At 30.5% G+C, this 23,246-nt stretch carries 26 protein-coding genes; 20 read left to right on the top strand and 6 right to left on the bottom strand.

What is annotated here, in order from left to right; all coding sequences use genetic code 11:
• Positions 1–205: 205 nt before the first annotated feature.
• The 4 genes from rarD to ERL59_RS07175 all read left to right on the top strand — a co-directional run bounded on the left by rarD (position 206) and on the right by ERL59_RS07175 (position 3,489).
• Complete coding sequence (rarD, locus tag ERL59_RS07190; RefSeq protein WP_160645520.1) at positions 206–1,129, top strand: EamA family transporter RarD; 924 nt, start codon at positions 206–208, stop codon at positions 1,127–1,129.
• Positions 1,130–1,369: 240 nt separating this feature from the next.
• Positions 1,370–1,777, top strand: coding sequence for a CBS domain-containing protein (locus ERL59_RS07185; protein ID WP_160645519.1), 408 nt, complete (start codon positions 1,370–1,372; stop codon positions 1,775–1,777).
• A 146-nt stretch (positions 1,778–1,923) separates the two neighbouring features.
• The gene (locus ERL59_RS07180) at positions 1,924–2,838 is read left to right on the top strand and encodes an NAD(P)/FAD-dependent oxidoreductase (RefSeq protein ID WP_160645518.1); all 915 of its coding nucleotides are present in this window, start codon (positions 1,924–1,926) and stop codon (positions 2,836–2,838) included.
• Positions 2,839–2,991: 153 nt separating this feature from the next.
• Positions 2,992–3,489 (top strand): hypothetical protein, encoded by a 498-nt coding sequence (locus ERL59_RS07175; RefSeq protein WP_160645517.1) that lies wholly within the window; start codon positions 2,992–2,994, stop codon positions 3,487–3,489.
• 70 nt (positions 3,490–3,559) lie between these two features.
• On the opposite strand, the gene ERL59_RS07170 is transcribed toward ERL59_RS07175, so the two are convergent.
• Positions 3,560–4,225 (bottom strand): glycosyltransferase family protein, encoded by a 666-nt coding sequence (locus ERL59_RS07170; protein ID WP_160645516.1) that lies wholly within the window; start codon positions 4,223–4,225, stop codon positions 3,560–3,562.
• A gap of 247 nt (positions 4,226–4,472) precedes the next feature.
• Between ERL59_RS07170 and ERL59_RS07165 the strand changes: the two genes are divergently transcribed.
• The 6 genes from ERL59_RS07165 to ERL59_RS07140 all read left to right on the top strand — a co-directional run bounded on the left by ERL59_RS07165 (position 4,473) and on the right by ERL59_RS07140 (position 9,948).
• The gene (locus tag ERL59_RS07165; protein ID WP_160645515.1) at positions 4,473–5,525 is read left to right on the top strand and encodes a CgeB family protein; all 1,053 of its coding nucleotides are present in this window, start codon (positions 4,473–4,475) and stop codon (positions 5,523–5,525) included.
• A gap of 91 nt (positions 5,526–5,616) precedes the next feature.
• On the top strand, positions 5,617–6,294 hold the full coding sequence (locus ERL59_RS07160; protein WP_160645514.1) for a class I SAM-dependent methyltransferase: 678 nt from the start codon (positions 5,617–5,619) through the stop codon (positions 6,292–6,294).
• Positions 6,295–6,398: 104 nt separating this feature from the next.
• A complete protein-coding gene (locus ERL59_RS07155; RefSeq protein ID WP_160645513.1) occupies positions 6,399–7,379 on the top strand; it encodes a CgeB family protein in 981 nt (326 codons plus the stop codon).
• Between the two features lie 47 nt (positions 7,380–7,426).
• A complete protein-coding gene (locus ERL59_RS07150; protein WP_160645512.1) occupies positions 7,427–8,230 on the top strand; it encodes a glycosyltransferase family 2 protein in 804 nt (267 codons plus the stop codon).
• Positions 8,231–8,277: 47 nt separating this feature from the next.
• Positions 8,278–9,087: a TylF/MycF family methyltransferase gene (locus ERL59_RS07145; RefSeq protein WP_160645511.1), complete on the top strand. Its 810-nt coding sequence runs from the start codon at positions 8,278–8,280 to the stop codon at positions 9,085–9,087.
• Positions 9,088–9,138: 51 nt separating this feature from the next.
• Entirely contained in the window at positions 9,139–9,948 is an 810-nt protein-coding gene (locus tag ERL59_RS07140; RefSeq protein WP_160645510.1) for a glycosyltransferase family 2 protein, read from the top strand.
• Between the two features lie 6 nt (positions 9,949–9,954).
• Here ERL59_RS07140 and rfbD read toward each other — a convergent pair whose 3' ends face one another.
• The 5 genes from rfbD to ERL59_RS07115 form a co-directional block, all read right to left on the bottom strand.
• Positions 9,955–10,812, bottom strand: coding sequence for a dTDP-4-dehydrorhamnose reductase (gene rfbD / locus ERL59_RS07135; RefSeq protein ID WP_160645509.1), 858 nt, complete (start codon positions 10,810–10,812; stop codon positions 9,955–9,957).
• 34 nt (positions 10,813–10,846) lie between these two features.
• Positions 10,847–11,797 (bottom strand): dTDP-glucose 4,6-dehydratase, encoded by a 951-nt coding sequence (gene rfbB, locus ERL59_RS07130; protein WP_160645508.1) that lies wholly within the window; start codon positions 11,795–11,797, stop codon positions 10,847–10,849.
• The gene (gene rfbC, locus ERL59_RS07125) at positions 11,794–12,357 is read right to left on the bottom strand and encodes a dTDP-4-dehydrorhamnose 3,5-epimerase (protein WP_160645507.1); all 564 of its coding nucleotides are present in this window, start codon (positions 12,355–12,357) and stop codon (positions 11,794–11,796) included. Before rfbC ends, rfbB begins: the two co-directional genes overlap by 4 nt.
• A gap of 60 nt (positions 12,358–12,417) precedes the next feature.
• On the bottom strand, positions 12,418–13,284 hold the full coding sequence (gene rfbA, locus ERL59_RS07120) for a glucose-1-phosphate thymidylyltransferase RfbA (RefSeq protein WP_160645506.1): 867 nt from the start codon (positions 13,282–13,284) through the stop codon (positions 12,418–12,420).
• Positions 13,285–13,430: 146 nt separating this feature from the next.
• Positions 13,431–14,822 (bottom strand): bifunctional glycosyltransferase family 2 protein/class I SAM-dependent methyltransferase, encoded by a 1,392-nt coding sequence (locus tag ERL59_RS07115; RefSeq protein ID WP_160645505.1) that lies wholly within the window; start codon positions 14,820–14,822, stop codon positions 13,431–13,433.
• A 258-nt stretch (positions 14,823–15,080) separates the two neighbouring features.
• On the opposite strand from ERL59_RS07115, the gene ERL59_RS07110 reads away from it, so the two are divergent.
• The 10 genes from ERL59_RS07110 to ERL59_RS07065 all read left to right on the top strand — a co-directional run bounded on the left by ERL59_RS07110 (position 15,081) and on the right by ERL59_RS07065 (position 23,184).
• Entirely contained in the window at positions 15,081–16,181 is a 1,101-nt protein-coding gene (locus tag ERL59_RS07110; RefSeq protein WP_235929820.1) for a tetratricopeptide repeat-containing glycosyltransferase family 2 protein, read from the top strand.
• A gap of 226 nt (positions 16,182–16,407) precedes the next feature.
• Positions 16,408–17,253: an HAD-IIB family hydrolase gene (locus tag ERL59_RS07105; RefSeq protein WP_160645504.1), complete on the top strand. Its 846-nt coding sequence runs from the start codon at positions 16,408–16,410 to the stop codon at positions 17,251–17,253.
• A gap of 56 nt (positions 17,254–17,309) precedes the next feature.
• Positions 17,310–18,044 (top strand): metallophosphoesterase family protein, encoded by a 735-nt coding sequence (locus tag ERL59_RS07100; protein WP_160645503.1) that lies wholly within the window; start codon positions 17,310–17,312, stop codon positions 18,042–18,044.
• A 30-nt stretch (positions 18,045–18,074) separates the two neighbouring features.
• The gene (locus tag ERL59_RS07095) at positions 18,075–18,692 is read left to right on the top strand and encodes a class I SAM-dependent methyltransferase (protein WP_160645502.1); all 618 of its coding nucleotides are present in this window, start codon (positions 18,075–18,077) and stop codon (positions 18,690–18,692) included.
• Between the two features lie 65 nt (positions 18,693–18,757).
• Positions 18,758–19,447, top strand: coding sequence for an HAD family hydrolase (locus ERL59_RS07090; RefSeq protein WP_160645501.1), 690 nt, complete (start codon positions 18,758–18,760; stop codon positions 19,445–19,447).
• A gap of 106 nt (positions 19,448–19,553) precedes the next feature.
• Positions 19,554–20,036 (top strand): DUF2569 family protein, encoded by a 483-nt coding sequence (locus ERL59_RS07085; RefSeq protein ID WP_160645500.1) that lies wholly within the window; start codon positions 19,554–19,556, stop codon positions 20,034–20,036.
• An 11-nt stretch (positions 20,037–20,047) separates the two neighbouring features.
• On the top strand, positions 20,048–20,713 hold the full coding sequence (locus tag ERL59_RS07080) for an HAD family hydrolase (protein WP_160645499.1): 666 nt from the start codon (positions 20,048–20,050) through the stop codon (positions 20,711–20,713).
• Between the two features lie 36 nt (positions 20,714–20,749).
• The gene (locus tag ERL59_RS07075) at positions 20,750–21,220 is read left to right on the top strand and encodes a GNAT family N-acetyltransferase (protein WP_160645498.1); all 471 of its coding nucleotides are present in this window, start codon (positions 20,750–20,752) and stop codon (positions 21,218–21,220) included.
• Positions 21,221–21,424: 204 nt separating this feature from the next.
• On the top strand, positions 21,425–22,135 hold the full coding sequence (gene cuyB, locus ERL59_RS07070; RefSeq protein WP_160645497.1) for a cysteate racemase: 711 nt from the start codon (positions 21,425–21,427) through the stop codon (positions 22,133–22,135).
• Between the two features lie 179 nt (positions 22,136–22,314).
• On the top strand, positions 22,315–23,184 hold the full coding sequence (locus ERL59_RS07065) for a LysR family transcriptional regulator (protein ID WP_160645496.1): 870 nt from the start codon (positions 22,315–22,317) through the stop codon (positions 23,182–23,184).
• Positions 23,185–23,246: the final 62 nt, after the last annotated feature.

The raw sequence follows: 23,246 nt of genomic DNA, 5'->3' as shown, positions 1-23,246 counted from the left end.
CAAGTCATCTCTAATATCAACAAATTTGATAATATACATTTACATTTTGCATACCCCTTGTTATACAAAATAATATATAATTTTATAAGAGGTCAGAATGAATGTTATAAGAATAAATGTACAATCGATGAAAGCATATTATTCATAAGGAAGAGATATTTATGTATTATTTTTTCAATATTGATATCATAGAGGGGATGTTTGTTTGAACACAGATAGAAATACATTTTTTATTGGAACTTTATACTCTCTAGCAGCGTATGTATTATGGGGATTGCTTCCGATTTACTGGAAGTGGATTGAACATGTACCTGCAGGTGAAATATTAGCGCATCGAATCGCTTGGTCATTTGTATTTGTAGTTGGGATTATTTATCTGACTAAGAAATCTTCATCATTTAGACAACAATTATATATGTTTTGGAAATCGCCCAAAAGTATGATACCTGTTTTAATAGCAGGAATACTTATTAGCTGTAATTGGTTCATATATATTTGGGCTGTCAATCATGAACAAATGGTTGAAGCAAGTCTGGGTTATTATATAAATCCTTTACTTAGTGTATTACTAGGAGTGATTGTTCTAAGAGAAAAGATGTCGAATTGGCAGTTTATTGCTTTGTGTTTTGCTGGTATTGGTGTAGCCATCTTAACGGTCGAACATGGACAAATTCCATTGATATCCATTGCCTTAGCTTTTAGTTTTGCATTATATGGATTAGTTAAGAAAATAATTAAGCTTGATTCATTATTTTCTCTAGCTATTGAAACAGCTTTAGTATTGCCTGTAGCATTGATTTATCTTCTAAGTTTAGAAGGGAAAGGCACTGGGATGTTTGTAACATCTTCTCTACCCACAACTATTTTATTAATATGTTCGGGAGTAGCAACAGCTTTACCTTTATTGTTTTTTGCTGAGGGGCTTCAAAGAATTTCGTTGTCATTAAACGGTTTTTTTCAATACTTAGCGCCTACAATTAGTTTGCTTTTGGCTATATTTGTATATCATGAACCGTTTTCAAAAATACAACTGATCAGTTTTATGTTTATATGGTGTGGTTTGATCCTATTTACGCTTTCTAGTACTAACGTTGTTAAAATATCTGAGAAAAAAACAGCAAGTGTGTAATTAAATTATTTATTTTGTTTTTCACGTAGTACTCATTTAACTTCAGTAATATGAATAATATAAACTATGAAGGTGGATAAATTTCTGTAAGTTTCTTTTCATTAAATGATTCATCTGAAAGTAAAAGCACTTTATGTTATGATAATAAATGGATTTATTCATGATATTCCTCACTCCCTCGAAAAATCATGAACAATTAATAAAGAGAAAATGAAGTATTTAAACCGAGGTGATACAATAATGAACGTAGCTTTTTTTCTTACACCGAAGTCTGAGGTCATTTATTTAAATGAATCATGGAGTATGAGACAAGTTCTTGAAAAAATGAAACATTATCGTTATGCAACTGTTCCTATTATTGATGATCAAGGGAAGTATATAGGAACCATATCTGAGGGTGATTTACTGTGGCAAATGCACGAAATGATTGGAGAGTCTATAGATAATTACAGTAAAATTAAATTAAAAGACATCCCACTTTATAATAGTTATAAATCTATCCATGTAAGGGGGGAAATTGAAGATTTAATAGATTTAACGATTAGACAAAATTTTGTACCTATCATTGATGACCTTGAACATTTTATTGGAATCGTAACAAGAAAAGATATTATACATCATTTAAATTCAAAATTAAAAACAACATAATTCAAAGTTAAAACGTCACTGTGAGAGCAGTGGCTTTTTTATTTTGAATTTTTTATTGATCTCCACACACGTCCATACATTATTGAAATACTTGAATATAATGGAAAAATGTAGCTATAGACATCATAATGGAGCGTGGTCAACAAATGAATATAAAAATAGAATTTTATGATGTAGTGATTGTTGGTGGTGGACCTGCTGGATTAAGTGCTGCACTTGTGTTAGGACGGTCTAAAAGAAAGATTTTGCTTATAGATGAAAACAAACCAAGACATGCTGTTACCGCAGAATCTCATGGTTTTTTAACAAGAGATGGGATTAAACCAAAGGAATTTAAAAAGATTGCAAAAGATCAAGTCTCAACATATAAAAATGTGAAACATAAAAATGATTGTGTAATCAATGTAGTCAAGAGTGAAGGATTTTTTGAAACTGAGACTTTAAAAGGAGCAAAATATCATAGCAGGAAAATTCTTTTTGCTACAGGGATCATAGATCAATTACCTAGGATTATCGGTTTAAGTGAAGTGTATGGAAGAAGTGCTTTTCCTTGTCCTTATTGCGATGGATGGGAAGTAAAGGATCAACCTTTAGCAGTAATTGGTAATTCAGAGCGGATTTTTGAATATACGAGATCAGTACACAATTGGAGTCCAAATCTAATATTGTTTACGAATGGATCAGCAAATTTAAGTTTGGAAAATAAACGGGATTTAGTTCGACATAACATTAAAGTAAAAGAGACTAAAATCAAACAAATCATTTCAAACAATGGAATGCTTAAGAGAATTCAGCTGGAAAATGGAACAATCATTTCACGAGCTGCAGCTTTTATTGAAGGAATAAAAGAAACTCAAAGTTGTAAAATCCCAGAAAAACTAGGCTGCAAAATAGATGGAAATGGTGCTTATATAACAAAGCAAAATGGTTTATCAGAAGTTCCTGGTTTATATATTATAGGTGACGCAAAAAATTTATTTTCTGGTTTGATTAAATCAGCAAGTGAAGGATATTGTGCAGGAGTATCCATTAATAGTGAAATTATAAGGGAAGATTGGTAATTAGAATGAAAATTAGCATTTCTTTTTATTCGAGATTTACAAGTATTTTGTTTATGCAAATGTCTATTTTCTAATTTTACACTATCTTTGCCTATACAAGTGTTACCTCTTTTGAATAAGATAGATCATCTAGAGTCGAAAGGAGGTAGTACATTGGCAGGTTTTAAAAAAGGTCCAGATGTAATATGTGATTTTAGAGATGATCCTAGAGATTTAACTACAAGTGACCAAGTTATTCTTGAAGTAAAGGTATGTGTGAAGGATCCAAAAAAAGATGTGAAACTTGATTGGTCAGTCTGTGAGTTGTTAGAAGGAGCTGATGGTAGATTGCTTGCTGCTGTAGAGCCTACTGCTACGGTAAGATACAATCTCTGTAGAGATGGTGTACCAATCGCTTCAGAAATAACATCAGCGCTATCATTAAGATTTGATGTTGTAACAGCTTTAGGTGTCACATTGGCTTTTTCACAAAATTCTCAACCGAATTTTACATTTTGTGATACCCCACCTAAACTAGGTAAGATTTGTTACCAACTTAAAGCCAGAATTGAAGATACTGGTGATCCCACTGGTGGTCAAACGTCTAATAGTACTGTAGCAGATCGATCGTTAGCTGCGGTTTGTATTGATAGGAAACCAAAATTGAATTGAATATATGGTTTGATGTAGATTAACTCCGAAAGGGGTTAATCTACTTTAAAAGTATATATTATTGTTTAAATTATTTCAGATTATTTCTGTACAGATGTAGAAATTTTTTACGCAATCGATGAAATTCATGATTGTCAGTTTCTCTTTTACCAATATAATGAAGTGTCCAAGGCAAAGGCTGTCGTGGGATGACTATATTTAACCCTTGGTTGATAAAATTAATACATTGAGATGTATCGTAAAAGTGAAATCCTTTAATATGTTCATCCCATTTGATATCATATTGAGTCACCATGATTACTCCGTCAATTGCATGTACATTTTCATATAGTGATTTAACTTCTTGAAAACAAAGATAGCTATAATATTGTCTATATTCAATGACTTTTCCAAAACGTTCTTTACCTTCCCACCAAATACCCGTGGGTGGTAATTGCTTTACACCAGCTATTCCAAGCATGCCAATTTGTTCATTATTTAAAAAGACCTTTAAAAAGTTTGGAATGAAAGTTCTATTCAATATGAAACAATCTTGATGGATATAGACTTTATACTTAGCTTTACTGCTTTTCATAGCTTTATTATATTCTACAGTTATATTTTCACAATGATAAAGTGGAAAATGTTCAATTTGGAATCCTGCCGGAACATACAGACGATCAATATGATTTTTACACTCACTATAATGTTTTTCGTTATTGACACAACAAATAAATGCTATAGTTCTCTCGTTCATAATTACACCCTTTCATAGTTTTTATTGTATGGAAATCCATTTTATTTTTCTAATGTGTAACTAACCATTTTTGCCTTTTAATGTAACAAATAGCAATTTAAAATATAAAATAAATAAATAATTTTATTCATTTTCTACAATTAACTTTTTTGTTTATAAAAAACAATTCATTTTATGCTTTGACTCCATTGTAATAAACGATACGATTTGAAATTGTAAATAATATAAGAAATAAGGAAGGGCTACTATGAAGTTTATAAGTAGAAATTACTTTAAGAATGATTCCAATCATCTTTTAAATAAAGAGATAAATAAAAAGAATTTAAAACTTTTATTCGTTAAATCTGGGAAAGGTAAACCATATGACTATTTAGAGGCATCCATCATCAAGTATTTTAAAAAAGAAATACAACAATTTTACACCGTTTCACCTCATGAACAAATTCATACTATTGCTGATAAAATAAACCCTGATCTTATTCTTTGTTTTGATGGATGGAACATGAATAAACCTAAAATTAACTTATTAAAAAATTTAGGTTTTAGAACAGCAGTATGGTTTTTAGATGACCCATATTACACAGATTTAACTAAAACTTTAGCACCTCACTACGATGTTGTATTTACAGTTGAAAAAGGATGCATAGATTTTTATAAATCTCTTGGTTGTGCAAATGTATACTTTCTACCTCTAGCTGTAGATAATGAAATTTTTAATCAAAGAGAAAAATTAGAATCTAAATATTACACAGATGTTTTATTTATTGGAAATGCACATCCAGACAGAATACAGTATTTCAATGCAATTGATCTTGAATTATTGAAGAGAAACTTAAAAATAATTGGCCCCGGATGGAATAAGCTTAATAACTGGAGGCTTAGTAAAAACGTATTAATCAACGAATGGATATCAACTGAAGAAACAGCAAAATATTATAATGGAGCAAAAATTGTAATTAATATGCATCGTTCCATTAACAATAGTCATATCAACCATAACAATATGATTAAAATTCCAGCACTATCTTTAAATCCGAGAACATTTGAAATAGCGGCTTGTGGTGCATTCCAACTTACAGATATACGAGAAGAATTAGAAAATGTGTATATACCAGATTACGATATAGCTACTTATATTACCGCTAGAGAAATGTTACAAAAGATTGATTATTATTTATCTTATTCAAAAAAAAGGAAACAACTGGCTTCAAGAGCAATGGAGAAAACTTTGAAAAACGAAACGTATTCAAAAAGAATTGAACAAATGTTAGACAAATTAATCTTATTTTTAAATAAGTAATAATTTTTAAAATTGAGATAAAAGATGAAAGAAGAAAAACTTCAAGTTATATGGTATTGCAAAATTTATTAAAGTATATGGAGGAAATATAATGGAATGGAAATATCATTCTCCCACATTTTTATCGGATAAATATTTATCACCAGAAGAATCACTATCATCATATTATCCATACAGAAATTTTTCATATGATTTAACTAGATATATTAAACCTAAAATAATAGTCGAATTAGGTACTCATTTAGGAGTTTCTCATTTTAGTTTCTGTCAAGCTGTTATGGATGAAAACCTACCTACAAAATGTTATGGAATTGATCATTGGAAGGGAGATGCTCACTCAGGTCTTTACGATGAAGATATATTTCTGTTAGTTAAAAATATATCAGATACTGAATTTCCTAATATATCTAATTTAGTTAGGAATTCATTTGATGAAGCATTAAGTACTTTTGAAGATGGTACTATTGATATTCTACTTATTGATGGTTATCACACATTTGAAAGTGTCAAACATGATTTTGATACATGGTTACCAAAAATATCAGAAAATGGAATTATATTATTGCATGATATTGTTGTCAGACACCTTGATTTTGGAGTTTATCAACTTTGGGATGACTTAAAGAAGAAATATCCGTGCATTGAGTTTAATTTTGCAACTGGTTTAGGGGTGGTTTTTCCAAATTTTTTCAATGAAAACCAAGTATCTATGATAAACAATCAAGCGGAATTGCAGATAAGCTACCAAAACAGTCAGAATCTAAATTAGCTTAGACAATGGAAAATTGATTCTATATTCGGTGTTTGATAATCTTTTATGCTTACAAATTTAAAATGTTATATAAAATACCCTAGGGAATGAGGAAGATTATGATGAATTTTTCAAAACAAAACACAAATATTTTATTTGTTAGATCTGGATTAGGAAACCCATACGATATATTAGAAACATCCATTATTCATCATTTTAAAAAAGAGATTCAATATTTTCATAGTATTTTACCTGATCAAAATCTTTTAAATGTTGCTAAAACTTTTCAACCTAATCTAATTATTTTTTTCAGTGGATTTAATGTTTCGACAAATGATTTAACTACTTTGAAAGAAATGGGGTATTATACAGCTGTATGGCTTTTAGATGATCCGTATATCACGGATATAACTCAAGCAATGGCTCCCATTTATGATTTTGTTTTTACAGTAGAAAAAGGATGCATTGAGTTTTATAAGTCTTTAGGATGTCAAAATGTACACTTTCTTCCTTTAGCAGTTGATCCAGATATCTTTCACTTTAAAAATGAATTAGATATTAAATATCAAACAGATGTACTGTTTATAGGAAATGCACATCCTGATCGATTACTTTTTTTTAATACAATTGAACATGAATTAGTGAAAAGAAATATGAAAATTATCGGACCGAACTGGGATAAACTTGGCAATTTTCGACTTAGAGAAAACATACTAGTAAATAATTGGGTTTCTGCTGAGGAAACATCAAAATATTATAATGGAGCCAAAATCGTTATCAATATGCATCGTTCTGTAAATAATCCTGAAATCAATCAAAATCATATTAGAATTAAGGCAATATCGATGAACGCAAGAACTTTTGAAATCGCTGCTTGTGGTGCTTTTCAATTGACCGATGTTCGAGAAGAATTAATCAATGTTTATATTCCAGGTGATGACATCGCCACATACACTACACCAAATGATCTGTTAGAAAAAATAGACTATTATCTGTTACATGAAGATGAAAGAAGAAGGATGGCATCAAATGCTATAAAGAAAACATTACAAACAGAAACTTATACTGAGAGAATTAAACAATTATTAGACATAGTTAACTAATAATAATTTATTTTATAAATGAAAGTATAAAAATAAGGAGAGAGGATATGGAAAATTCTGTTATTATCAGATGTTACAATACACTACCATTAATAAAAAAATGTGTAAAGGCTGCAATAGCAACAACCGATCATAATACAGAGATCATATTAGTTAATAATCACCCACCCTACCAAGATGTTAGAAAATTTTTGCATCGTTTCAAACATCCAAGAGTTAAAGTATTAGATCCAGGTGAAAACATCGGAAATATAGAAGGGTTTAATTATGGAGCAGCTCACGCAATGGGTGAAAACCTTATTATTCTAGATGATGATATTATTGTTGAAAATAATAATTGGATAGAAGTGATGAACAAGTCGTTTGAAGATTTTCCTAATTTAGCCTATGTTGTATTAACTTGGCCCGCTATAAAGGATTATAATGTTAGCTCATTAGATCAATTATTTGAAAAGTCAGAATATACAATTCGAATGATGGATGAAGTGGTTATCTTTGGGTGTGCCATGATCAAAAAATCTCTTTGGAAAGAACACTTTAAGAATATTGAAGTAAAATTACATTGGTATGGTATTGATAGAGAATATAAATTTAAAGCACAGGATTTAGGGATGGATACAGGTATTATCCTTTCACATAAAGTAGAACATTTAGCTCGTACAAAAAAATCTGATCCTTTATTCGGTGCTTGGAAAATTTTTTATACCTATGAGTTTACAGAAGAAAGTTACACGGTTTGGAAACAAAATAAAAGTAGTTTATCCATTGATGAGATAGATTTCCTTGAAAAATTTGGATATCAACAATCACTCATTAAGGATATCAAGCAAATTATCGAGAAAAAAAGATAATCTAAAAGTTCTGTATCAACAACCAATTTTTTTAGGGGGTGATTTATTTGAAAAATAAACACGAAGTAAATTTATATCTAGAGTTATTAAAAAAAGCTATTTTGTTTGAAATTTGGCTAGAGCATGAAATATATTCGCCTGCTAATCTCCCCATACCTCCAAAATTATATGAATTCATACAAGCACACAAATTACAATTAGTACATGTAAAGAAACCTAATCCAGAAGCTAGACGAGAAGGATTAGATTGGCCTGTCATTGCACATAGCATGATAGGACGTCTGCGATTAAACCAATTACATGAAGCAATGAAAACCGTTATAAAAGATAAAATTAAAGGAGATTTCATCGAAACAGGTGTGTGGAGGGGAGGAAGTTGCATTTTTATGCGAGGTTTTTTAAAAGCTTACAATATAAAAAATCGTAACGTATGGGTTGCAGATTCCTTTAAAGGGTTGCCAGCTCCTAATGTAGAAAAATATCCAAAAGATGCGGGTGATACTTTATACACAAGTGATTATTTACGTGTCTCTTTAGAAGAAGTTAAGCAAAATTTTAATAAATATGATTTACTTGATGATCAAGTAAAATTTCTAGAAGGATGGTTTAAAGATACCTTACCGTTCGCACCTATTAACAATATTGCAATTGCTAGACTTGATGGGGACTTATATGAATCGACTATGGATAGTTTAACAAGTCTTTATCATAAAGTATCTCTAGGTGGGTATATCATCATTGATGATTACACTTTGCCCACATGTCAACCTGCAGTAGAAGATTTCCGTAAACAACACAATATAACAGAACCTCTTATTAGAATAGATCACTATGGTGCATATTGGAGAAAAAGGTGAGAATGACAAGCATTTACTAAATGCTGTAATCTATAGAAAGTGGGAGAGAATATGATAAATTCAGTTATCATTAGATGTTACAATACTTTACCTTTAATTAAAAAAAGTATAAACGCTGTAATTGAGACAACAGATAAAAATACTGAAATAATTCTAGTAAATAACCATCCACCTTATCAAGAGGCAATGGAATATTTACAAAATTTTAACCATATTAGAGTTAGTGTATTAGATCCAGGTCAAAATATTGGATCAATAGCAGGTATTAATTTTGGGGCTCATAAAGCAGTTGGTGAAAATTTAGTCATACTTGATGATGATATTATTGTTCCAAATAATAATTGGATACAGGTGATGGCTCAATCTTTAAATCAGTATCCTAACTTAGCTTACGTCTCATTAGCTTGGCATGCCATGATAAATCATAATACTAGCCCATTGGATAAATTAATTGAAAGACCAGAATATACAATCCGATTTATGAAAGATGTAGTTATATTGGGATGTACTATGGTTAAGAAATCTCTGTGGAAAAAGTACTTTAAAAATATTAATACTTCATACCAACACTGGTATGGAACTGATAAAAAATATAAGGCTAAAGCTAATGAATTAGGAATGGATTCTGGTATCATTCTTTCACATATCGCAGAACATTTATCACGTACAGAGGAATCTGATTTTTTATATGATATATGGAAGGTTTTATACGCCTTTGGACTCACGCTAAAAAATTATACAGAGTGGAAAGAGAATAAAACTAGTTTGTCACCCCTCGAAGAATATGCTTTAAAACTATTCAATTATCCAACATCGCAAATTAAGAAATGTAAACAACTACTGACGGAGAATAATACTTAGTTTAAACTAACGATTTTCTAAATCAGATAAAAATGCTACTAAAGCATCTTTCCAATTTCTCATTTTATTGAAACCATTTAGTATTAAGGCACGATCACCTAATACAGAATAAGGTGGGCGGGGAGTATCATTTTCAAACATTTTAGAATGTATTTGTTGTAACTCTATTGTTATTTTTTTGTTTTTAAATATCGATTCTGCAAACTCATACCATGAACAACTACCTGTATTTGAAATGTGATAAGTACCGTATTTATCCGTATGTATGATTTGACTAATTCGTTCAGATAAATCTAATGTATAGGTGGGACATCCTATTTGATCAGAGATGACGGAGATTGAATCCTTTTCATTTGCTAATGTAAGCATGGTTTTAACAAAGTTATGACCATGTTTTCCATATAACCATGAAGTTCTGACAATATAAAATTTAGAGTGTAATTCACGTACAAACTGTTCACCAGCCAGTTTTGATTTTCCATACTGATTTAATGGGTTAGTCTGAGCAAATTCTGTATAAGGAGAGGATGTATTTCCATCAAATACATAGTCAGTACTTATATAAACAAGTTTTGATCCTATTTGTTCTGAAGCAGTGGCAACATTTCTTGTCCCATAGCTATTTATTAAAAAGGATTGATCAGGTTTATTTTCTGCCATATTAACATCTGTATAAGCCGCACAATGAATGACAACATCAGGATGTATTTCTTTCATTTTGATTAATACTCGATTTATGTCTGTGATATCTAGTTCTTTCCTACCAAAAGCAAACACATTTTCTCCATTTTTTTTTAGTCTATGCACCATATCTCTTCCTAATTGTCCGTTTGCTCCTGTCACTAATACTTTAAGTTGTTTCAAGTCATTTCCCCCTATTTATTAAATTCATTAATTTTTACCACCATTCTCGATTTTTGACATACCACTCAATAGTGTCAGTTATTCCTTTTTCAAACGGAATGACTGGTTTCCAATTTAGTTGTTTTGAAATTTTCCTTGCATCAATGGCATAACGACGATCGTGCCCCAATCTATCTTTCACAAATGTAATTAACTGTTTGGACTTACCAAGTTTTTCTAGAATTAGTTCAGCAATTTCAAGGTTGTTTCGTTCGTTATGACTGCCAATATTATAGATTTCTCCAGCTTTTCCCTTGTGAACGACAAGATCAATTGCAGCACAGTGATCGGTTACATGAATCCAATCCCTTATATTTTTACCATCTCCATATATAGGGAGCTCCTTATCTTCCAATGCATTTAGAATAAGTAGTGGAATTAGTTTTTCTGGGAATTGATAGGGACCATAATTGTTAGAACAACGTGTTATATTTGTATTCATATTATACGTTGCGTGGTAGGCAAGCACTAAATGATCTGCACTTGCTTTGGTTGCTGAATACGGATTTTTGGGGGATAGAGGAGTAGTTTCTGTGAAATAACCACTAGCCCCTAAATCACCGTATACTTCATCTGTTGATATTTGAATAAATTTTTTAATATTGTTTTCCAAAGCCACTTCCAAAAGAGTTTGAGTTCCTAATACATTCGTTTTTACAAAAATGGATGAACCATGAATGCTTCTGTCCACATGTGTTTCAGCTGCAAAATTTACAAGGATATCAATTTTATTGTTTTGAACAATATGGGTTATCAAATCTTTATTTTCAATGTTTCCTAGTATAAAAGTATATTTAGGATGATGTTCATATGTTGCTACATTTAATAGATTGCTTGCATAGGTTAATTTATCTATATTGACTACATGGTAATCATATTTATTCAGAATATAGTGTATGAAATGGCTGCCTATGAATCCTGCACCACCGGTGATTAATAAATTCATGATGATTTCTCCCAACAAAAGTTATTTTCAGTATTTTTTAAGAGTGGGTGCTTTTCATCTTTTGTAGATAAAATTGGACTAGATACAGGCCACTCAATTCCAATATCAGGGTCATTCCAAGCAATACCTCTATCATTTTCAGGACAATATCCTTCATCGACCTTGTATAGTAAATTGGTGTCGGTAGTTAATGTGCAAAAACCATGTGCAAATCCTTTTGGAATGAACAATTGTCGCTTATTATGTTCACTTAATATGACACCAATCCATTGGGAAAATGTAGGGGAGCCTTTTCGAATATCAACAACAACATCAAGTACTGCTCCTGTAGCTACACGTACTAGTTTTGTTTGAGCATTAGGATTTAATTGATAATGTAAACCACGAATAACTCCAGCTTCTTTTGAACAGGAATGATTATCTTGAACGAAATTAAATGATAACCCAGCCTCATCAAAAATATGTTTATTATAGCTTTCCATAAAAAAACCACGATGATCTTCAAAAAATTGTGGTTCTATAATGAAAACTCCTGGAAGTTTTGTTTTTAAGAACTTCAAAAAAACCCTCCTTTTGACACATTTTTATAACTTAAGAAAAGTCTCTGATAGGTGACTCTCTTAATCGTTAACAATTTCATTCAAATATTCACTATAACTATTGGTTTTCATAGTTTCTGCTAATCGTAGTAGCTGCTCTCTAGTGATATAACCTTTTCGATATGCAATTTCCTCGATACATGCTATTTTTAAATTTTGTCTACTTTCAATGGTCTTTACAAAATTGGATGCTTCTTGCAGTGTGTCATGGGTACCAGTATCAATCCATGTAAATCCTCTTCCTAATAGCTCAACATGTAATTCTTTCAAATCTAGATAAGCCTTGTTAACATCTGTGATTTCAAGCTCTCCTCTTGAAGAAGGAGTAAGGTGTTCTACAATATCTACTACTTTATTGTCATAAAAATATAATCCTGTAACTGCATATCTTGATTTCGGTTGATTTGGTTTTTCTTCAATTGAAACAACTTGGTGATTATCGTTTAACTCGATCACTCCAAACCGTTGTGGATCTCTTACAGGATAACCTAATATTGTTGCTCCTGATTTTTGAGTAGTAACTCGTTCAAGTGTATCTATAAATTGATGACCATAAAAAATATTATCTCCTAGTATTAAGGACACATGGTCTTCATCGATAAACTTTTTACCAATTTTAAATGCTTCAGCAATTCCTTTTGGTTCCCTTTGTATTTCATAACATAAATCTAATCCTAAATGATTTCCATCTTTTAGAAGTTGTTTAAACCTAGGTGTATCATGAGGAGTAGAGATGATCAATATTTCTCTTATGCCAGCTAACATCAGTACAGATAATGGATAATAAATCATAGGTTTATCATAAATAGGGAGTAATTGTTTTGAGAGAACTTTCGTTAACGGATATAGTCTAGTACCACTCCCACCAGCTAAAATAATCCCCTTCATTTCTAACTCTCCTCCTATCATGATCTATTTGTAATCTTTAACTTAACCAATGGTTTAGTTATAAAATCTTTGTTTCAATGACATTTACAATGTTCTTCTATATTGAATAATTTATGTTAGAAAAAAAATTGTGTTCCTTATTTAACTTAAATATCAACGATTTTCCTTGCCTTAATCAAAAATTGATTCGTGGTGATATCATCAAATAAATCATTAGTTTTTAAACCGTACTTTTGTCCTAATTCTACTATTTCATCTACAAACTCCATGATTTTATCTGGGACGTGCATATGAATGGGAATTATTTTTTCAATTAACATTTCTGGGGGAAAGAGAGTAGGTATTGTTGTCTTTGTAAAAAACCTTAAATGTTGTTTATTCAGGGGTCCAACATTTTTATATGAAAAATAACCTTGTAGTAGTTCTGTCATTACTTCTAAATGATTTACATTATGAATTAAAATAATCAAATAACCATCTTTATGAAGTAAACCTGACAATTGCTTCACAATGGTCCAAGGATCTTTCAAATGTTGTAAAATATCATTACAGATTATACAATCATATTTTCCTAGAGTGTCCTCTGATATTTCAATCGTTTCTACGTCATGATGAAGAACTTGACTTAACTGTTTTTGTGCAAATCGAATTACTTGATCATTCTTTTCAATGCCAACAACCTTACATTCGATTTGATTAATTAGCTCTATCGCCAAAGCACCCATCCCACAATTAATATCTAAAACACGTGAAATAGATTTAGGCATGATTGCAATTAAGTTTGAATGAGGATGTAAATATTTATGTACATCAAATCCCCACTTTTTATTAAACTTTGTTTTATTTTTTATCATCAAATGTGAATAGTTTATTTTTGACTCCTTAAAAGTAATCCGGCCAAAATGATGAACAAAGGAATCTTTCACGATTCTTAGTTCATAACCTTTGATCAAAGCTCGCAAGCATAAATCATCATCTTCGTAATTACCTATACCAAATGATTCATCAAATAACCCAATTGTATTTAACACTTCTTTTTTGCAAGCTAGAGCAAAGCCAACAAGTCTTAATACTCTTTTGCTCATATGAACATGTTTAGCACAGTATTGTTTAGAAAATTCAGAAATACCTTCTAAGGTATCTTGATTATAATCAACTTGGATTTTTTGCAGTCCATTTACATTATCATTATTTGTTACAGGACCTGTCATCGCTATTTTCTTACTTGAAAATAAGGTGTTGATTAAGGGTTCTAGCCAACCTGCTGTAACGACAACATCATTATTTAAAAATACAACAACATCACCACTAACTATCCTCATTGCTTGATTGTTGCCTTTAGCAAAACCCACATTCTCTTTGTTAAAAATAACAAGAAGATCAGATTGTTTTTTTAAGTAGTCTACTGTACCATCCTGTGATGCGTTATCCACAATAATCAATTCATAATCCAAAGAAGTATATTTCCTTATGCTTTCAATACACTTTTTTGTGTATGTTAGTTGGTTGTGAGTTAAAACAATAATGCTCGTTTTCATACTTTAAAGACACGCTCCTTTAAACATAAATATATATTGAAGGCTTGGGTGCAGTATTTTATATTTTATGAATGATTATAGGATTGTGTTCTAATCTAAAAAGATCTTTGTATGTTTGTTCCATATAAATTGGAACCCAACCTCATCATTTTTCATATATATAACGTAATTTAAAAATGTAATTATTTCTTACGTATGATTTATAGTTTTTTTCAAAAGTGTATATGAAATCTCGATTTAGAGGCAGGGGAAGATAATATGACAATGGCAACATTAAGTCTGTGTATGATAGTAAGAGATGAAGAGGAAGTACTTGACCGATGTTTATCTTCAATCTCTGACTTAGTAGATGAAATCATCATTGTGGATACAGGGTCTACCGATCAAACGAAAGAAATTGCTAAGAAATATACGGACAAGATTTATGATTTTGAGTGGGTAGATGATTTTTCAGCAGCGAGAAATTTCTCTTTTTCAAAAGCAACAAGTGACTATATTTTCTGGCTTGACGCAGATGATATTGTACCTCAAGATAGTCGCAAACAAATATTAAAATTAAAAGAAAAACTTATTCCACATAACATGGAGTGTGTCATGATGGAATATGAATATTCTTATGATCAGGAAGGAAACCCCACATTTACCCATAGACGAGAGCGGATTGTGAAAAGAGAATGTAATTTTAAGTGGGTTGGATTAGTTCATGAAATACTTGATGTTACAGGGCTTGTTTTCGTAACGAATATTGTGATAAAACATCTAAAAACCAAACCAAATACAGATCGAAACATTAAAATTTACGAAAAAGCCATTGAAGAAGGCAAGAAATTAACTGCTAGAGATGTGTTACATTACGCGAATGAATGTTTTGATCATAAGAAACATAGTGAAGCGATAGAATGGTACCAGAAATTTTTGAAAGAAGATTCTGATAATGTAGATGAACGAATCTATGCCTATTTAAAACTTGTTGATTGTTACATTCATTTTCAACAATATGATGAAGCTTTAAAATATGGTTTACACACATTCCAATTGGATACACCTAGAGCAGAGGTCTGTTGTAGATTAGGTTACATTTACGAATTTAAAAAAGAAATAGAAAAAGCAATTACTTGGTATAAAATAGCCACTGTTATTGATATTCCAGATCAGAGTGTGTATGTACAGCAACCATGTTATACATGGCTTCCACATGTACAAATATGTGCATGTTACATGTCTTTGGGTAATCTTGAAAAAGCAAAAAAACATAATGACATAGCCGCAAAGTATATTCCCAATAGTTCTTATGTAACTAATAATGATAAAATAATAGAAGAAATGAAAGCTAAAAACAATAATTCACATCATGAATAAAGAGTGAACAAATCATGTAATGTTGAATTGATAATTGGGTAACTTATAAGGGTTACCCGATTTGTATGTTTGGGAATACTAAATTTGTTAAGCTCTATCAAATTGACATACTTTTCACCTCTTATTAAGAACAACTATGTCATCTTATAATATAAGACATCCTTTGAATTCTACAAATGATTAGTAACTAGCAAGTTCAAGTTAAACAAAAGGGAACTGAGGATATATGAAGAAAGAAAAAAATAAACACCTATACATCACTGGTTTAGATGGAACATTATTAAATAATAAAGCACAACTCTCTGAGTATGCTTGTGACCAATTGAATACACTCATACGTAATGGTTTACTTTTTACAGTTGCAAGTGCAAGAAGTATATTTTCTATTAAACAAACACTAAAAGGTTTATCTCTTTCACTACCAGTTATAGAGTTTGGCGGTGCTATGATAACAGATATGGAAACGGGTTATCACTATATCATAAACAACATTGACTCAAATTTAACGAAGGATTTATATCAATTCATTTCTAATAAAGGATTCTCCCCTCTAATTACGAGTTTTAATGGAGAAAAAGATTGTTTAAATTACGAAACGATCTCAAACGAAGGGGTAAATTGGTATATAATAAATAGAAAACAAATGAAGGACAAGCGTTTAAAAAAAGTTGAATTAAAAAGCATGATAAAGGAACAGGTTGTATGTTTTACAATGATTGAACATTATGATAAATTAATTGAACTTAGAAATAAGATACTTGATAAGTATACTGAACAGTTTGTTGTACATTTAAAAGAAAATCCATTTTCAAAAGGATGGTTTTGGTTAACCGTCCTGGATAAAAAAGCAACAAAAGACTATGCCATTCACTGCTTGTTAAATGAATATGGATTTAATAAAAAACAGCTAACTGTTTTTGGCAGTAAAACCAGTGATTTAAACATGTTCAAAATTGCAAAAAATCGTATCGCTGTTTCTAATGCAAAACCTGAATTAAAAAAGGTTGCTACCGAGATCATTGGAAGCAGTAATGAAGATAGTGTTGTCAATTACATTTTAAACAGTGTATAACCTTGAATCATCTAAAAACATATAAATAATTTTATTTACATTATTTGGAGGTCTTTATGAATCGAATAGCAATTATATCTGATATACATGGCAATATTCCTGCTCTAGATGCAATAATGAACGACATAAAACAAAGAAATATACATAAAATTTTCTGTTTAGGTGATATGGTTGGAAAAGGACCTCATTCAGAAATAGCGGTTGATCGAGTTAGAGAACAGTGTGATTTAGTTGTTAAAGGAAACTGGGATGATGCTATAACAAAGGAACAAAAACATGAAACGATGTTATGGCATCAGAACCGATTAGGGAAATCTAGGCTAGAATATTTAAAGAGATTGCCTTTCTCAGTTGATTTCTGGATGAGTGGAAAGTTAGTTCGATTATTTCATGCCTCAGAAGAAAGTGTATATAAAAGGATTCAACCCTGGGATTCAATGGAAGAAAGGCTTGCTATGTTTAATAACACTGAAAGTACGGGTTTTCCTGAAAAAGAACCTGATATGGTAGGATATGGGGACATTCATAATGCCTACATACAAAACTATAGAGGAAAAACATTGTTTAATGTAGGAAGTGTCGGAAATCCTCTAGATCTTAAACAAGCTTCATATGCAATGATTGAAGGAGAAATGGACAGTAAAGAACAGGGTACAGTTTCAATTCAAATTGTCAGAGTTCCTTATGATATTGAACTTTCAATAAGACAAGCTGTAGATGAAAACATGCCTGAACTTGATGCTTATATTCAAGAATTGAGAACAGGTAAATATAGAGGGTTAAAAGATTAGAATATATTTTTCTGAAAGGAGTAAAAAACGTTGAAGAAACTAACTGAACATTGGAATGAGATTTACAAAAAATCAGAGAATGAAAATCTAGGATGGTATGAGGATGATTTTTCACAAACATTAAAGATTTTAAATCTAATTCCTACATGGAAAGAATCTAAAATCTTTGTATCAGGTGTTGGAACATCCGGTTTGGTTGATGAACTATTACAATCTAAAGCAGATTTAGTATTAAATGATTTAAGTTCAGAAGCTATTGAAAAATTAAAACTCAAATATTTGGATAAGGATCATCGCATTGAATGGTTGTGTCAAGATATTTCTCAACCCCTTCCAACAGATTTGAAAGAGATAGATATTTGGATGGATAGAGCAGTGCTGCACTTTTTAACGGATGAAGTTTCTATTCAGCAGTATTTCAAAAATGTAACCTCTAGTTTGAAAGTTGGCGGTTATGCTATTTTTGCTGAATTCTCAAAAAAGGGTGCAACAAAATGTGCTGGTCTAAATGTTACAAGATATGATATTCAGGATTTACAAGCAAATCTTCTTTCTTTCAAATGTATTGCAGAAGAAGAATATACATTTATTAATCCAAAAGGTGACCCTCGTCCATATATTTATGCTTTATTCAAAAAAATGAAATGAACTAACATGGGAGATTTAGTATGAAGCGCTAAAAAGGGTTGATTGCAAAGTAGGGATGAGATTAAATGATTTTTTTTGATATAGATGATACACTCTTAGATTTTAAAGAAGCTGAACATCAAGGAGTAAAGAAATTTTATAACAAATTTCCTGACGTTATTAACATTAAAGAAGACAAGTTTTATGATCACTGGTGTACAATTGGGAAAAAACATTTTAATAGATTTTTAAAAGGAGAATTAACTTTTGAAGAACAAAAAGCAGAAAGAATCAAAGAAATTTTTCATTTAGTTAAATTACCACTTGATGATGTAACAGCTGGGCAATATTTTAGTATCTATTTAACTCACTTTGAAGAAAGTTGGCAAGCCTTTGATGATGTTATTCCATGTCTTCAACAATTACAGAATTATAGAATGGGAATCATCACCAATGGATATGAAGAACAACAAATTCAGAAACTTAAAAAAATAGGAGTTTATGATTACTTTGAAATCATAGTCACTGCTAGTGATGTAGGAACAGCAAAACCTAATAAAAGAATATTCGAAGTGGCATGTCAAAAAGCAAAAGTAAAACCGTCATCTTGTTATTACATTGGGGATGATTATAAATCGGACATACTGGCTTGTGAAAAAGTAAACATGAGAGGGATCTGGTTAAATCGAAAAAATCAGAAAGTTGACACTCATGTATCTTGGATTAACAATCTATATGAATTAATGGATAAAATAAATGAATTATCCAAGACATGATGACAAAGAAAAATTAGCTGATTGTGGAAAAATACTTGGATGATTTTATTCAAAAAAAAGGTTTGAAAGAATACTTAGAATTATAAAAGGAAGATGGAGGAATAATATGCAAACAAATGCTGAAGTTGAAACAAAACATAGTTTTGGATTCATGTATATCATAATTTTTATATTTTTAATATTTCCAATTAATGTACTGGCATATTATAAGATAGAAGTATTACCAATGATATTTAATGGTTCGTTTCCTATTTTGTTCAATCTATCAAAATTATGGAGTTTTATAGTATTAATAGATTTTATCTTAATGCCTATTATTATTATACTTTCATATGTTATTATAGTTTTATTTTTTAAACGAAGTAAGTATGTACCAAAATTAATAACTTTGACACTTATTGGATATTTAATATTATTATTATTAGATTTGTTAGCTAATAACTTTCTTTCTAATTATTCAAATGAGACATATATGAATGCAGTAAATGATAGGATTACAAAAAGTATTTTTAGAACCTTTTTATACATACTAGTAACTATTCCATATCTATTTATATCTAAAAAAACTAAAGAAATATTTATACGATAGGATATGAATGAATGATAAAAGCTGTGATTTTTGATTTAGATGGTACATTACTTGATAGAGACGAATCATTAAGACGTTTTATTGCAGATCAATATGATAAAATGGATGCATTAAAAAAAATAGACAAACAAACTTACATTCAACGATTTATTGATTTAGATAATCATGGATATGTCTGGAAAGATAAAGTCTACCATCAACTGATAAAAGAGTATCATATTCCTATAACTGTAGAGGAGTTGTTGGAAGACTACATTAATTCCTTTCAATACCATTGTATTGGTTTCCCTGGACTTAAGGAAATGTTAAATACCTTAAAAAATAAAGGAGTAAAGCTAGCTATTATTTCAAACGGTTATGGATCATTTCAATACAACAATATTCATGCACTAGAAATAGAAAACTTTTTTGATCTCATTGTTATTTCTGAATGGGAAGGTATAAAAAAACCAGATCCTAAAATATTTCTTAATACTTTAATTAAATTAGGGGTTAAGCCTGAGCAAGCTATATATGTGGGAGATCATCCTGAGAATGATGTGATAGCTAGTCGAAAAGTAGGTATGAAGGGGTTATGGAAAAAAAACTATTTGTATGATGCTCCTTCTGAAAATGATGGGATTATTCGTGAGTTGTTAGATATGAATAAGATTATAAATGTTTTTAAAAAAACATAAAGATTGTTTATTTGCCATTTACGGGGTGATAGAATTATGAAAATACGAGCACTACAATCTTCTGATTACGAAATCATTAATCCATTGGTTGACGAATGGTGGGGTGGACGAAAGATGAGCCACTTACTGCCAAAACTTTTATTTAATCATTTTAATCAAACTAGTTTTATAGTTGAACAAGATAACGAAATTATCGGATTTTTAATTGGATTTTTATCGCAAACATTTTCTGATAAAGCTTATATTCATTTTGTTGGTGTACATCCAGAATATAGAAAATGTAATGTTGGAAAACAACTTTATGATTGTTTTTTTGAAATAGCAATAAAGAACAATCGAAATACTGTACATTGTTTAACCTCGCCTGTTAATAAAACTTCTATTTCATTTCATCAAAAAATGGGTTTTGATATTGAAGAAGGCGGCGTTGAAATGGAGGGTGTATCTGTACATACTGATTATGATGGGCCTGATCAACATAGAGTCTTATTTGTAAAAAAATTATAAAGTGATATAAATGATTATAGTAATAAATTAGGTTAACAGATCATTGGTTGATAGAGAATCTTATCTTAATGTCACTTAGCCATAATTTAAGGTTGTATATTTAAACATTCTATAAATGTATAGAATCATTCTATAATCCTTTACTCCAAAAAAGCATTATAATTTAAAATGTAATACTTAGAATGCTTGAAAGGAGTGATGAAAGTGACCAAAATAATAGGGATTATTGGCGGTATGGGTCCTATGGCAACTGTGGATTTAATGGAAAAGATTATTAAGAATACCCCTGCAAAAGAAGATCAAGAACATATTCATGTTATAGCTGACAATAATGCACAAATACCTGATCGTTCTTCAGCTATATTAGGCAAAGGGGAAGACCCAACTCCATTATTGGTGAAATCAGCACAACGATTACAAAATGCAGGTGCCGAAATGCTTGTTATTGCATGTAATACAGCACACTTTTACTATAATGCTGTGAAAAAGGCTATACAAATTCCAATCTTACACATTCCTCTTGAGACAGCTTATTATTTAAATTCAAATTATTTTAAAAAGGTTGGTTTATTAGCTACTGATGGAACTGTGAAATCAAAATTGTATCAAAGATATTTTCTAAAATATGATATTGAATATATTCAAATGGATAATAAATTACAAGAAAATGTAATGCAAGGAATATATGATATCAAAGCTGGGAGATTAGATTCAGCTTATTTGCATCTATCGATGGCCGCTGAGCAATTGAAAAAGAATGGAGCTGAGGCCATTGTTGCCGGTTGTACTGAAGTTCCTTTAGTGTTGAAATCAACAAAGGAAATGTGCATCATTGATCCAGCAGATATCATTGCAAAAAAAGTCATCGAAGTAGCTAGAGGAATCAATACTGAAAGATTTAAAATTTCAATATAAATTCATTTCTAATTCATAATTTTTCATGTATATCACTTACTTTCATAGATATTTACTAACTTAAATTGGGTAAATAATGTTTTAATTATAGCTCAATTCTAAGTTATCACTAACTTTTAATCCGCTTTGTGATATAGTAAAATCAATTCAAGCAAGTGAGTATGCAAAGGAGTAAAATTATGAATATTGAAAATATTGAGGCATTTATTTATGTTTGCCAGTTAGGAAGTTTTAATAAAGCTGCAGAAGCCCTTTTTTTAACTCAACCTTCTGTCACCGCTAGAATTCAATCACTTGAACGTGAAATGAACTTAAAACTTTTTCATAGGAACGGTAAGAATATTTCATTATCTGATAAAGGTGAACATTTTTTTCCTCATGCTCAAAAAATATTACAGTCTTATCAAGATGCAAAGTACGGCATGCAACAAGTAGTTTTGCCAAATGAATTAAATATAGGCAGCGCGCTTTCGATTTCTAACAATGTTTTGCCTACAATATTACCTGAAATAAAATCTGAGTTTAACAATGTTCGAATGAAAATTGTTACAGGTCACTCTAAAGATATACTGAATAAAGTCATAAACAAAGATGTGGACTTTGGTATCGTAAGGACGGAAACTCATCCACAAGTGGAATCTATTTTGTTATATGAAGATCCAATTCATTTGTTTGTTCCTCCAGGTCATGAACTATTAAATCAAAGTAAGGTAACATTAGAAAATGTCGGAAATCAACCGCTTATCTTTTTTGATTATGGCTCAATGGACTGGTTATATATCCATCGGTTATTTTCAAATAATCATATCACACCAAATATAGCTTTAGAGGTAGATAATATGGAAACAGCCAAAAATTTACTTTTGCAGGGGATGGGGATTAGTTTTTTACCCGAACATTGTGTAAAAAAAGAGCTTGAAAAAGGTCAGCTTTTTCGAGTTGCTTTGACACCTCCTATCAAAATGAGTATCAATATTGATTTAATTTATTTGAAAGGGCGTTCTAAATCTATTTTTATAAATTTTTTTAAAGGTAAATTTAAAATATAGCTAACACTTGATGTTACAACGATTTTGGGGAGAATAATTATGCATTAAAATTTGTTATTAAT

This window comes from Chengkuizengella marina (assembly GCF_009910845.1).
Classification (GTDB): Bacteria; Bacillota; Bacilli; order Paenibacillales; family KCTC-33759; genus Chengkuizengella; species Chengkuizengella marina.
This window is presented reverse-complemented; position numbering and strand designations above follow the sequence as displayed.

What these genes read in the sequence shown, in the direction of transcription:
- ERL59_RS07140 (WP_160645510.1), top strand. Translation starts at nt 9,139, where the DNA reads ATGATAAATTCAGTTATCATTAGATGTTACAATACTTTACCTTTAATT.
- ERL59_RS07090 (WP_160645501.1), top strand. Translation starts at nt 18,758, where the DNA reads ATGATTTTTTTTGATATAGATGATACACTCTTAGATTTTAAAGAAGCT.
- ERL59_RS07155 (WP_160645513.1), top strand. Translation starts at nt 6,399, where the DNA reads ATGAATTTTTCAAAACAAAACACAAATATTTTATTTGTTAGATCTGGA.
- ERL59_RS07080 (WP_160645499.1), top strand. Translation starts at nt 20,048, where the DNA reads ATGATAAAAGCTGTGATTTTTGATTTAGATGGTACATTACTTGATAGA.
- ERL59_RS07100 (WP_160645503.1), top strand. Translation starts at nt 17,310, where the DNA reads ATGAATCGAATAGCAATTATATCTGATATACATGGCAATATTCCTGCT.
- ERL59_RS07170 (WP_160645516.1), bottom strand. Translation starts at nt 4,225, where the DNA reads ATGAACGAGAGAACTATAGCATTTATTTGTTGTGTCAATAACGAAAAA.
- ERL59_RS07065 (WP_160645496.1), top strand. Translation starts at nt 22,315, where the DNA reads ATGAATATTGAAAATATTGAGGCATTTATTTATGTTTGCCAGTTAGGA.
- ERL59_RS07160 (WP_160645514.1), top strand. Translation starts at nt 5,617, where the DNA reads ATGGAATGGAAATATCATTCTCCCACATTTTTATCGGATAAATATTTA.
- ERL59_RS07085 (WP_160645500.1), top strand. Translation starts at nt 19,554, where the DNA reads ATGCAAACAAATGCTGAAGTTGAAACAAAACATAGTTTTGGATTCATG.
- ERL59_RS07075 (WP_160645498.1), top strand. Translation starts at nt 20,750, where the DNA reads ATGAAAATACGAGCACTACAATCTTCTGATTACGAAATCATTAATCCA.
- ERL59_RS07180 (WP_160645518.1), top strand. Translation starts at nt 1,924, where the DNA reads ATGAATATAAAAATAGAATTTTATGATGTAGTGATTGTTGGTGGTGGA.
- ERL59_RS07185 (WP_160645519.1), top strand. Translation starts at nt 1,370, where the DNA reads ATGAACGTAGCTTTTTTTCTTACACCGAAGTCTGAGGTCATTTATTTA.
- rfbA (WP_160645506.1), bottom strand. Translation starts at nt 13,284, where the DNA reads ATGAAGGGGATTATTTTAGCTGGTGGGAGTGGTACTAGACTATATCCG.
- ERL59_RS07105 (WP_160645504.1), top strand. Translation starts at nt 16,408, where the DNA reads ATGAAGAAAGAAAAAAATAAACACCTATACATCACTGGTTTAGATGGA.
- ERL59_RS07165 (WP_160645515.1), top strand. Translation starts at nt 4,473, where the DNA reads ATGAAGTTTATAAGTAGAAATTACTTTAAGAATGATTCCAATCATCTT.
- ERL59_RS07150 (WP_160645512.1), top strand. Translation starts at nt 7,427, where the DNA reads ATGGAAAATTCTGTTATTATCAGATGTTACAATACACTACCATTAATA.
- ERL59_RS07110 (WP_235929820.1), top strand. Translation starts at nt 15,081, where the DNA reads ATGACAATGGCAACATTAAGTCTGTGTATGATAGTAAGAGATGAAGAG.
- rfbB (WP_160645508.1), bottom strand. Translation starts at nt 11,797, where the DNA reads ATGAATTTATTAATCACCGGTGGTGCAGGATTCATAGGCAGCCATTTC.
- ERL59_RS07115 (WP_160645505.1), bottom strand. Translation starts at nt 14,822, where the DNA reads ATGAAAACGAGCATTATTGTTTTAACTCACAACCAACTAACATACACA.